This window comes from Paenibacillus sp. FSL H3-0302 (assembly GCF_037982245.1).
In the GTDB taxonomy this organism is placed as follows: Bacteria; Bacillota; Bacilli; order Paenibacillales; family Paenibacillaceae; genus Paenibacillus_AQ; species Paenibacillus_AQ odorifer.
In genome coordinates this window covers 1,961,859-1,973,756 of sequence record NZ_CP150284.1, presented here as the reverse complement: position 1 = coordinate 1,973,756, position 11,898 = coordinate 1,961,859, and the positions used below count along the sequence as shown (strand labels likewise).

General features: G+C 44.3%; 9 protein-coding genes. 1 reads left to right on the top strand and 8 read right to left on the bottom strand.

Translation table 11 applies throughout. The annotated features are described in order from the left end of the window. Positions 1 to 116 precede the first annotated feature (116 nt). Positions 117 to 1,487, bottom strand: coding sequence for an extracellular solute-binding protein (locus tag MHH50_RS08590; protein WP_076126433.1), 1,371 nt, complete (start codon positions 1,485 to 1,487; stop codon positions 117 to 119). A gap of 376 nt (positions 1,488 to 1,863) precedes the next feature. Here MHH50_RS08590 and MHH50_RS08585 point away from each other — a divergent pair, with 376 nt between their 5' ends. After that, complete coding sequence (locus tag MHH50_RS08585) at positions 1,864 to 2,898, top strand: LacI family DNA-binding transcriptional regulator (protein ID WP_076101584.1); 1,035 nt, start codon at positions 1,864 to 1,866, stop codon at positions 2,896 to 2,898. A 136-nt stretch (positions 2,899 to 3,034) separates the two neighbouring features. Here the strand turns inward: MHH50_RS08585 and glnA are convergent, their stop codons facing one another. From glnA to MHH50_RS08550, 7 genes are all read right to left on the bottom strand, one after another. Continuing rightward, complete coding sequence (gene glnA / locus MHH50_RS08580) at positions 3,035 to 4,459, bottom strand: type I glutamate--ammonia ligase (protein ID WP_036684454.1); 1,425 nt, start codon at positions 4,457 to 4,459, stop codon at positions 3,035 to 3,037. A gap of 283 nt (positions 4,460 to 4,742) precedes the next feature. Next, the gene (gene aroF, locus MHH50_RS08575; RefSeq protein WP_076126429.1) at positions 4,743 to 5,789 is read right to left on the bottom strand and encodes a 3-deoxy-7-phosphoheptulonate synthase; all 1,047 of its coding nucleotides are present in this window, start codon (positions 5,787 to 5,789) and stop codon (positions 4,743 to 4,745) included. A 263-nt stretch (positions 5,790 to 6,052) separates the two neighbouring features. Further along, positions 6,053 to 7,009, bottom strand: coding sequence for a 4-hydroxy-3-methylbut-2-enyl diphosphate reductase (locus tag MHH50_RS08570; protein ID WP_076126427.1), 957 nt, complete (start codon positions 7,007 to 7,009; stop codon positions 6,053 to 6,055). 59 nt (positions 7,010 to 7,068) lie between these two features. Next, positions 7,069 to 8,535, bottom strand: coding sequence for a HAMP domain-containing sensor histidine kinase (locus tag MHH50_RS08565; protein WP_076126425.1), 1,467 nt, complete (start codon positions 8,533 to 8,535; stop codon positions 7,069 to 7,071). Between the two features lies 1 nt (position 8,536). Beyond that, entirely contained in the window at positions 8,537 to 9,226 is a 690-nt protein-coding gene (locus MHH50_RS08560) for a response regulator transcription factor (RefSeq protein WP_076126423.1), read from the bottom strand. Between the two features lie 105 nt (positions 9,227 to 9,331). After that, a complete protein-coding gene (locus MHH50_RS08555) occupies positions 9,332 to 11,005 on the bottom strand; it encodes a trypsin-like peptidase domain-containing protein (RefSeq protein WP_076126421.1) in 1,674 nt (557 codons plus the stop codon). A gap of 236 nt (positions 11,006 to 11,241) precedes the next feature. Beyond that, positions 11,242 to 11,895 carry a response regulator transcription factor gene (locus tag MHH50_RS08550; RefSeq protein ID WP_036684464.1) on the bottom strand — a complete coding sequence of 218 codons (654 nt, stop codon included), beginning with the start codon at positions 11,893 to 11,895 and terminating at the stop codon, positions 11,242 to 11,244. Between the last annotated feature and the right edge of the window lie 3 nt (positions 11,896 to 11,898).

Below are 11,898 nucleotides of genomic sequence, written 5' to 3'. Positions count from 1 at the left end.
ACCCAATCCTAATTCAATAAAATGATCGGGGCCTGCACAAAACAGACCCCGAAGCTGTAAAACATGTTTGGTGTACAGTATGTTGTAGATTCTTTTTTATTTATTGGGATAGCTACTTATTTAGGTGCTGCTGCTTCCCATTCTTTTTGTTGTACGTCTGCAAGCTCTTTAGCGGTTTTAAACTCGCCGCCTGGTGCCAAATACTCAGTGTGAACGCCTTCAGCTGCAATGTGTTCACCAACGTTGTCACGGTTAATCATCATAATTTCATAAGCAAGCTCGAAATCTCCAGTCATGTATGGAGCAAGTTCTTTGTCAATAAAATCACTTTCAGTGGCAATATTGTCTTGTGTAGGCAAGAATCCTGCTGCTTTAACATATTCTGTGTAGTTTTCTGGTTCAGAGAAGAATTCCAGCCATTTCAAAGCACCTTCTTTGTTCGGGCCTTTTTCTGCTGCATACCAAGTTACATCGTATTTACCGACAAGAGAATTATTCTTAGCAGCATCTTCTGTAGCTGGGATTGGGAAGTAACCAAATTTCACATCTGGATTTGCTGCCGCGATCGTAGGAGCATCCCAAGTTCCGTCAGCAATCATAGCTGCTTTTCCTGTTGCGAAAAACGAAGGTGCTGTTGCATAGTCGATACCCAAGAAACCGTCGATGATGTAGTTATCTTGAAGCGTCTTCATTTTCTCCAATACTTCTACAGCCTCAGCATCGTTAAATGCCGAAGTTCCCTTCCAAACGCCCTCAATCCATTGTTGTTGGTTGCCGCCACCCAGAATCTTAGCTTGCAAACCGAACACTGGCAGTTTCAATGGCCATACGTCTTTACCAGCCACTACGATTGGAACAATACTCTTAGCTTTCAATGTATCTAGAACACTAATGAACTCTGTCCAAGTTGTAGGTACAGTCAGACCGTTTTGTTCAAAAATTTCTTTATTATAGAAGAATCCTGACATTGCTACTTTACCGGTTGGGATTGCATACACTTTATCTTTATAAGTGCCGGCTTTAGCAATATCATTCGCATTGTAGTTTTTAACGAAAGCTTCGTTGCTCAGATCAGCAATCAGTCCGGAATCAATCCATTGTTGCCAGTCTGGCACTTTCGCACCTGGTGTCCAATCTTTCGGGGACAATCTCATACCGGATAGATCGGCAAGAACATCTACGTCACCAGCTGTAATTCTTGCTCTTTGTGCTTGTTTGAATTCATCATCCGGACCCGTGGTTGTGTACTCCACTTTGTATTCCGGATATTTTTCTTCAAACTTTTTATTAATTTCTGTAATGACCTTGTTAATATTCTCTTGTTTCCAGTGTAAGATCTTAATCACTTTCTTATCACCAGATGCAGGCTTGTTTGTTCCGCTGCCCGGAGTAGCCTCACCATTCGCGTTGTTATTGCTGTTTCCACATGCTGCTAATGAGAGCACTAGCGCTGAGCTCAACAATACCGCAGAAAGCTTCTTTACCATTTTGTTACCCCCCAGATAATTTGTTATGACCCTTTTAACGAAACCACATGTTAATTCCTGAAAATCACGAAACAGTAAGGACGATATCACAGAAAGCGGTTTCGGTGTTTTTATTATTACATCGTTATTTGTCTTTGTAAAGTCTTTTTTCTTTGTTCGTTTTTGAACGTTTTTTGAACCAAATATTCAAAAAAACCTTTAAAACCAAGCATAATCCTAGTTTAAGAGTAAACATCCCATTGACTATAATCTTATTGAACTATAAAATAAGTAACGAAACTATTTCGTAAATCATAAATTCAAGTCATAAAAAATAGCCTTGAGTAGATTTTAAACATATATTACGGAACATTTTTCACTATAAGGGGGACTTAATTTGGCCTACAGCATCAAAGATATAGCGAAAATTGCTGGAGTTTCTGTTTCGACAGTATCCAAAATCATTAATAACTACAGTGATATTTCGGAAGATACCAAGACAAGGGTTCAACAAATTATAAAAGAAACTGGATATACCCCCTCCAATTCAGCTAAAACATTGGCTACGAAATCATCCAATCTAATCGGAGTGATTTTTGCCGGAATGCTGAATGTCGACTTTACCCACCCTTTTTTCATCGAGGTGCTAAATTCATTCAAAAAACAAATGGGATTACTAGGTTACGACCTTATCTTTTTTTCCAATGAAAAATTCCAAAGTGGCGATACTAACGATTATCTTGCCCGTTGCCAGCATTTTAATGTAGATGGGTGTGTGCTTCTATCCGGACAGGAGCTAGAAACCTCTATCAGCGAATTAGACAACAGTGCAATTCCGTGTATCGGCGTAGATTTAAAGCTGACCGGTGACAACTCTGGTTTTATCATGTCGGATAATTTCAAAATGTCCTCCAAAGTGGTGGAACACTTTTACTTACTGGGCTATCGAGAGCTTGGCTACATCGGCAGTTCCTCAGATTCAGACATCTCCAATATGCGCGAAAGTGGTTATCGCAAAGCTCTTGAAGATTTAGGACTGCCTATTAACGAGAATTGGTTCTTAAACGGAAGTAACTTCTTTGAGGCCAGCGGGTATGAGACGATGCGTAGAATGATTGAGAATGGAAATTTACCTAGAGCGATCTTCGCGGCGTCCGATCAGCTTGCTATAGGGGCGATGCGTGCTCTTAAAGAGGCTTCTATCGCCGTTCCTGAAACTGTCGCAATTATTGGCTGTGATGATATCGAGGCCTGCAATTATACAACCCCCCTATTGACTACCATCCGCCAAAATAAAGATAAGATCGGCCGCCTAGCAGCGCTAATGCTATATGATCTAATAAACAACCAATCCGGCACGAGTTCTTTCAGCGTGGAGCCAGAGCTTATCATTAGAGAGTCCTGCGGCGCTCCTGAACGGGGGCTAGTGTAGTCTTTCTTAGCATAAAGTCATAGGGCACAGTAAAATCCATTACTTTTCCTGATTCATAAAAAAGAAGCTGCCCCAAGTAGAATTCACTACTTTTGAGATAGCTTCTTTTATTATAAAGATTATAATAGCAGGAATCTTATAGATCGAAGTACAAGGCGTATTCATGTGGATGAACACGAATGGCAACCTCTTGTGCTTCAGAACGTTTCAGAGCAATATAGTTATCGATGAAGTCCTTAGTAAATACGTCGCCTTCTGTTAGGAACTCGTAATCAGCTTCCAAAGAATCAAGCGCTTCGCTCAGGCTGCCTGGAACGCTGCGGATTTTTTCTTTATCTGCATCAGACAATTCATAGATGTTCTTATCCAGAGGACCATAACCCAGTTCTTGCGGGTTGATCTTGTTCTTGATTCCGTCCAGACCTGCCATCAGCATTGCGGAGAATGCCAAGTAAGGGTTAGCTGTGGAATCCGGTGTGCGGAATTCGATACGACAGCCTTTTGGTGTCACAGCTGCTACCGGGATACGAACTGCTGCAGAACGATTTCCTTTGGAGTAAACCAAGTTAACCGGTGCTTCGTAGCCAGGAACCAGACGTTTAAAGGAGTTGGTGCTTGGGTTAGTCAAAGCGATCAATGCTGGTGCATGGTACAAAATACCACCGATATAATGAAGAGCCATTTCGCTCAGGTTAGCATAAGCGCCTTTTTCGTAGAACAAAGGAGTGTCTCCGTCAAAGATGGATTGATGCACGTGCATTCCGCTACCGTTATCACCGAACAGCGGTTTTGGCATGAAGGTTGCTACCTTGCCATACTGACGTGCAGTGTTTTGTACAATATATTTATAAGTCATGAGATTATCAGCAGTTTTCTTCAAGGTATCAAAACGGAAGTTAATTTCCGCTTGACCTGCAGTGGCTACTTCATGGTGATGACGTTCAATGCGTAGTCCAACTTCAGCGAGCAGACGGCACATTTCACTGCGGATATCCTGTTGGGAGTCAACTGGTGCTACAGGAACATATCCACCTTTAACGCCAACTTTAAATGCCAAGTTGCCGCCCTCTTCTTTACGACCCGTATTCCAAGCCGCTTCTTCAGAATCTACGAAGAATGAGGATCTGTTCATGCCACTTTCGTAACGAACATCGTCAAAGATAAAGAATTCTGATTCAGGCGCGAAGAATGCAGATGTACCTACTCCGCTTTTTTGCAGGAATTCTTCTGCTTTCACAGCAATACCGCGAGGATCGCGCTCATAACGTTCGCCATCAGGAGTGAAAATGTCGCACATCACGTTCAGCGTTGGATGAGCTGTAAACGGATCTATGAATACACTATTCGGATCAGGCATCATAACCATGTCTGATTCTTCAATACCACGGAAACCTTTGATGGAAGAACCGTCGAATGCTACCCCATTTACAAAAGTTTCATCTTCCACTTCAGAAGCTGGCAGAGAGATGTGGTGGGCACGACCACCTAAATCTACGAATCGAAAATCTACCCACTCGATATTGTTCTCTTTAATTGTTTGCAACACTTTTTCAACCGACATGAATTTTTCCTCCCCCAAGTTCCGAACATTAGGCCGCTCACAGTATGCAAATGTTCTTGTTTTAATTTTTTTTGCTGTCGTAATTATAAATCTCATACCTAACATCGTCAATGCTTATGTCAGGTATTTCTTTCAGCAATGTAAGATATTCTAACGCTTTCGTGAAATCTGTTATTTTCGCATATTTCCATGTCACATTTATTTTATCCAACTCCAAAAAAACCCTCTTTTCCCACTAGGTCGCGGGTTAAGAGGGCTTCCGAGGAAGCTATTAGATTAAATTTTATAGGACCGAAACCGCTTCTGGCGAAGTTGAAAACTTACGTCCAACAATTGGAGCCAGCTTTTCCAGATCCTTAAGCAGGTTATCAAACTGATCAGGGAATAACGATTGAACACCATCACCTGTCATGGAATTGTCCGGATCTGTGTGCATTTCAATAATTAGACCATTTGCGCCAGCAGCAACAGAAGCTTTGGCCATAGGCTCAACTAACTCACGACGACCGGTTCCGTGACTTGGATCAGAGATTACTGGAAGATGGCTTAAGCTTTGTAGCACAGGAATAGCCGATAGATCCAGCGTGTTACGAGTGTAGGTCTCAAATGTGCGAATCCCGCGCTCACAGAGCATTACATCCTTATTACCGCCTGCCAAAATGTACTCCGCTGCATTGAGCAACTCGTCATAGGTCGCACTGAAGCCACGTTTTAGAAGAACAGGTCTGCCACAGGTCCCCAGCTTGCGCAGCAAATCAAAGTTTTGCATATTCCGTGTACCCACCTGCAGAATATCCGCATGTTCCGCACAGATATCAACATACTCTGGTGTCATAACCTCTGTAATGGTCAACAGCCCATGACGCTTTCCTGCTTCAGCCATCATAGTCAAACCTTCCACACCTACGCCTTGGAAGCTGTACGGTCCTGTACGGGGCTTAAACGCGCCTCCACGAAGTACCTGAGCACCAGACGCTTTAACAAGCCGGGCGATCTCATCAATCTGCTCTGGAGACTCAACGGCGCAAGGTCCGCCCATGATTACCAGGTTTTCTCCACCAATCTTCACACCCTTGATATCAATAATCGTATCCTCAGGATGGAAATCCCGGCTGGCCAGCTTGTAGGATTTGGAGATCTTCACGACGTTCTCTACACCCTTCATTTGCCGCAAATGCTCGGCGAGCTTAGGAGTGACGCCTCCCACTAAACCTATCACCGTGTGATCTGCTCCTCTGGAGAGATGCACCTGCAAACCTTCTTTTTCGATTACGGCAATTATATCTTTAACCTGTTCTTCCGGTGTTTGATTTGATGTAATGACGATCATATTTATAACTCCCTCTCTACATTTAAAATTTATAATAATTCCGTTAAATACTATCGCGCTACGACGCGTGTTCGCTTTTAAGCTTTTATGCTTTTAATCACTAAAGCAATTTTACCTCAAAAAACGATTATAGTCAATCTATATTCTAATTCCTATGCCGGAAGCGTTCTTTCGATAAAAAAGAGCACTTAACCTCGACTGACGAAGTTAAGCGCTCTTGTTGCAGCGTTCATAATATATAAGTTCGAGCCTAGCCCAATACATTAAGTAGTACTTGCACTCTTATTCTTAACCGGTGGCAGCAGCTTCGCCATATTCACTGTACGTTTGATCTCCCACGTCTCCGGATTAGCCGAATCATACTGATCTAAGTAGTTAATCACTTCTTTGGTGATAGGTGTAGGTGTGGACGCGCCAGAAGTGACCCCGACGATATTTACACCCTCTAGCCATTCTGTTTGGAGTTCAGACACATCAGAAATACGATGGGCAGGAACCCCAGCGATTTCTTCCGACACCTGTGCCAGACGATTGGAGTTGTTGCTTCGCGGATCACCGACAACAATCACCAGATCACATTGCCCCGCTTGTTCCGCCACAGCCTCTTGACGTACCTGGGTAGCCATACATATCTCATTATGCACTTCAGCACCTGGGAAGGTCTCTAGAAGCTTTTTCATGATGTGTTTAATATCCCACTGGCTCATAGTAGTCTGATTCGTAATGACAATACGTGAAGAAGAGATGGATAACGTAGCAATCTCATCTTCTTTTTCAATCAGATGCACATGCTCAGGGGCAATACCCACAGCACCCTCCGGTTCCGGATGGCCTTTTTTGCCGATATAAATGACCTCATAACCGTCATCTACTTTTTCCTGAATAAGATCATGGGTCTTCGTGACATCAGGACAGGTAGCGTCGACCGTAGTTAGACCCTTGTCTCTAGCCATCTTGCGTACCTCAGGAGAAACCCCGTGTGCAGTGAATATGACGGTCCCACTATCCACTTTATCCAGAATATCCAGACGATTATGTCCGTCCAAAGTAATAATGCCATCATCTTCGAACGAATTCGTGACATGACTGTTATGAACAATCATACCCAGTATATAAATCGGCCGGGGAAGATCGAGATTTTGCGCAGCCTGCCGTGCCATAACCATTGCATCGACAACTCCGTAACAATATCCCCGGGGAGAGATTTTAATGACTTCCATGAGTTCACCAGCTTTCTGCTTTCATTGACATCTGTAATAGGACACTTCTAAATTATACCCTATTCCAGCGGCGGAGCAAAGAGAAGCGGCAACCAGATGACAAAAGTGGTACCCTCACCTTGGCGTGTAACAACCTCCACAGACCCACCATGCTCGTCAATAATCCACTTAGCAATGGATAAGCCAAGCCCAATCCCTTCCGTAATTCCACGCGATTCATCTGCACGATAGAAACGGTCAAAGATATATGGAACCTCATCTTTATCCATACCAATCCCTGTATCAGTGATCCGAATGCCAATCTGATTCTGATAGAAGAGGGTATCCAAACTCACGATGCCTGAAGGCGTGTACTTAAAGGCATTATCAATAAAAATAAAGAGCATTTGCTGTAGATAATCTTTATTCCCAACTATATATTTGCCATTTAAGACTGACATATCACCTGTAACCCACTCGGCTTGACGGGGCAGGAAAGAGGCGCGGCGCGCAATCTCATTCATCATCGGTTCCAGTGCCACGGGCTCTATATCAAAAGTACGTCCAGTATCCGCACGCGCGAGCGAGAGCATATCCGCTACCAAGCGGCTCATACGCTTAGACTCGTCTGCGATATCCTGCACCGATTCAAGCGATAGCTGGCGAATCTCAGCTTCACTCATCTTCCCTTCTCCGGGTTCCATCTCCCAAACCTTTTGCAGCAGATCAATATTTCCGCGGATCGTAGTGAGCGGTGTCCGAAGCTCGTGTGAAGCATCTGAAACGAAACGGCGCTGAGCCGCATACGAATCCTCCAGCTCTGTGTAGAACCCTTCCATACGCCCAAGCATACTGTTAACGGTCTCAATAAGTCTTCCTATCTCGTCTGGCGGCCCATCGTATTCAATCCGCGAGCTTAAATCATTCCCCGTCTGAATCCCATTCGCAGCTTCAATTACTTTGCCGATTGGACTCATGGATTTGCGCGCAAGGAACAAACCGAAGGTAAATGCCGCGATCAGGGTAGCAAAAGAACCTACGAGTAGTATATTTTTTAAACGCTCCAAGAGCTTGTCTTCCGAATTTGACGGTGTTGCCACCTGCAGAAGGGCCACAGGACTCTTATTCAAGTCATATATCGGTATCTGATAAACCATCAAATGATATCCGCCAAGCGTAGTCTGTTTGAACCCGTGAGCTTTATCAATATCTTCCAGTTTCGGAACATCGAATTGGATATCTAGATAATGCAAGTTCTCTGACTTTTGCAGGTTCTCATTATTATAGATATAGGTTTGCACCAGAATATTAGCTTCTTCCAGTTTGTTGCCGAAGAAGGGGTTTATGCTCACACTTTGCAATGAACCGTCATACGCCCAGTTAGGATTGAGATTGGTTACAAGCTGCTCACCCTGTTTTTGTATACGATCCTTCAAGTCCCCATAAGTATTAAAATAAACAAAACCGTAAATTGCGGCTGATAAGGCCAGCAGCATAACGGCCAAAATCCCTGAATACCAAGCAGTCAGCCGCAATCTTATAGACATGTTAGTTGTCACCTCTTAGAATGTAACCGGCACCCCGGATCGTTTGAATGAGGCGTTTACCGCCATGCTCCTCCGTCTTTTGACGTAGCATAGCTATGTATACCTCAAGCACATTAGATTCACCGCTATAATCATAACCCCATATTTTATCCATGATCAGATCCCGTGAAAGCACACGTTTCGGATTTTGCATAAAAAGATGAAGCAGCTCAAATTCCTTTGCTGTTAGCTCCAGTCTTTTACCGGCGCGGGTAACCTCACGTGAATCCACATCCAGCGTAATATCTTCATAAGAAACCGCTTGCTCTCCACCTTCGTTTTGCTCACTCTTACGCCGAAGCAGCGCACGTACACGTGCAAGCAGTTCTTCCAGCGCGAAAGGTTTAACCAGATAATCGTCCGCACCCAGATCAAGCCCTTTTACACGGTGCTCAATTTCATCCTTCGCGGTAAGCATGAGAACAGGAACATTACTGCCCCCTTCCCGCAAGCGGCGACATACTTCAAAGCCATCCACCTGAGGCATCATTACATCCAAAATTACCACATCCGGATCACTGCTCAAGATTGCCCGTAATCCATCCGCTCCATTCACCGCTGTTTTCACATCGTAACCTTCAAAAGCTAAACCTCTACGCAGCATAGAAATAATCTTTTCGTCATCATCAATAATTAGAATATTCGGTCGCATCAAGCAGCCCCCATTGTTCAGTTCTTTTTATATATTGTAGCAGTTTACATCACAATTAGACAAAAACGGAAGGGTCGCCCCTTCCGTGTGACTTACCGTCCGGTATTATTGCTGCTGACTTTGTTGTGTAGTCGTTGTATCAAAATCATTTTTGTTACCGATGGTAACTGAGAGATCCATGGTTTTACCGTCGCGCACAACATTTAATGTTACTTTGTCACCAACTTTTAACGTTTGAATGAAAGTAATCAGATCTTGGTTGGTTGCATACTTCGTTCCATTCGCACCGGTAATGATATCGTAAGGGCGCAGGTCAGCGGTATACGCTGGGGATTTATAGATGATATCTGCAACCACAGAACCTTCTTTAATATCCGTACCCATTTGCTTAGCAACCTCATCTGTAATCGTCATAAGAGTTGCACCAATGAAAGGTACTGGCTCTTTCGGAATGGCTTGGTTGGCTTCCAGTTTATCTACGACTTCTTTAATCGTATTCACAGCGATTGCGAAACCAATACCTTGAGAATCCGTGCTGACGGCTACGTTCATCCCAATTACCTGCCCATTCATGTTGAGCAACGGCCCACCTGAGTTACCCGGGTTGATAGAAGCGTCGGTTTGCAGCAGGTTTTTGTAATTACGTGTTCCACTGCCATCTTCTTCGTTAATATCAATACTGCGTCCTTTTGCACTAAGAACACCGGAAGTTACAGTATGGTCGAAGCCTTGCGGGTTACCGATAGCAACCACTTCTGAACCTACCTTTATGCTATCCGAATCTCCCAGTGCTACTGTAGGGAAATCACTATCTCCTTCAATTTTAAGCACAGCCAAATCCAGATCTTTGCTAGAACCTAGCAGCTTCGCTTCATAAGGCTTGGTTACGCCATCCACGGTGACTTGGATTACATCGGCATTGTCAATTACGTGCTGGTTGGTCAAAATATAGCCGGATTTCTCATAAATGAAGCCTGTTCCAATTCCATAAGGGATAAGCTGTGATGAAGAATCCGATCCTGATTTGGAATCCTGTTCATTTTGGGAAGAACCATTTCCACTGTATTGATCCCCGAAGAAAAATTGTGAGAAGGGATCACTCAGATTCGGGCTGGATGAGCTTCCATTACGCGAATTAGATTTAACTAGTGTCTCAATCTTAACAACTGCTGGTCCCACCGCATCAACAACACCTGTCACATCACGAGATCCAGTCACCAAGGATGTAGTAGAAGTAGAAGGCGCAACACCTGCACTCTCGCCCGTTGTCTTCGCCGTTCCATTCGTTCCGGAGCTAGCAACCGTTGTAGCTGTATCTCCCGTAAACCAGTTACCTCTGTCTGCCATATACATTGAGCCCGAGAGAACGACCATACCGGCTAGGAATGATACCAGCACTGTTTTTAACGAGCTTTTTGGTTTTTTATTATATTGCCAGCCGCCGCCACCTTCAGAACCGCCACCGCCATTTCCTCCGCGGCCACCACCATTGCCATCATAGCCAGTGGTGCGAAGCGATGTGTTATAAGGTAATGGCTTTACAGGCTGTGGAGGTGTAACCTCGACACGTTCTGGCTCCATCCGATTGTAGTGTTGTGCGCCGCCGTCAGCGTTATTCTCATCTTTGTTCAAAGATTTAAAAGGTCCGTAAGAATAGTAGTATGATGATGATCCTGCTTCAGATGAATTATTATTATTGCTGCTATTGTTATTATTGTCCCATTCCCGATCTGGTGCTGGTCCATTGTCGCGATTGAAGTTGTTTTTGTTATCGTCCATGTTTATCTTTCCTCCTGCTTCCTGTCGCCGTGACAAGGATTAATTTGTTTTCATGTTCTTATTTTGTACTTTAAACCTTAAGGTCACATTAAAAACAATTTAAGCGCAGATAAAAGATATAGGCAAATGGGAGGAGATTAGGCAGGAAAGTAAAAAAAGAAGCTCGGGCGCGAAAAACATCGCGGCCCGAGCTTCTAAAACCATTTCAAATAGTAATGCACCTTAGTCTACAAGTCCTACCCCTGAGCCCAGCCCTTCCGATGAGCGTAAATAGCCAACTGGGTACGGTCATCAAGCTCGCATTTCATCAAAAGATTGCTGACATGCGTCTTCACTGTCTTGATGCTGATATGCAGCTCCTCACCGATATCCTTATTGGTCTTGCCCTCAGCTATAAGCAGCAGGACTTCCTTCTCACGCTCTGTTAAACCGGAGGAATCACCTTGCACGGTGCGCTGGCGAATACCACGGGTCAGCGCCTGTGACACATCACCCGTCATGACTGGCATGCCGCGGTAAGCCCCTTGCAATGCGTAGATTAACTCTTCTGCCGACACTGTTTTGAGCACGTAGCTGACTGCACCAGCCTCTATAGCATCTACAACAAGATCATCCTCCAGGAAGCTGGTGAGGATCACGATTTTGAGGCCAGGAAATTCAGCCAGCACTGCTCTTGTGGTCTCGGCACCATTCATCACTGGCATCATCAAATCCATCAGCACGAGGTCAGGCAGACCTTCATGTCCACCCGCACGCAGCATCTCCAGCGCCTCTTGTCCATTCGCCGCCTCACCGATGACCTCGAATGTAGGCTCCAGCATTAGATAAGTTTTGAGGCCCATCCGTACCATATCATGATCATCTACGAGCAACACTTTTATGACACTCATGCT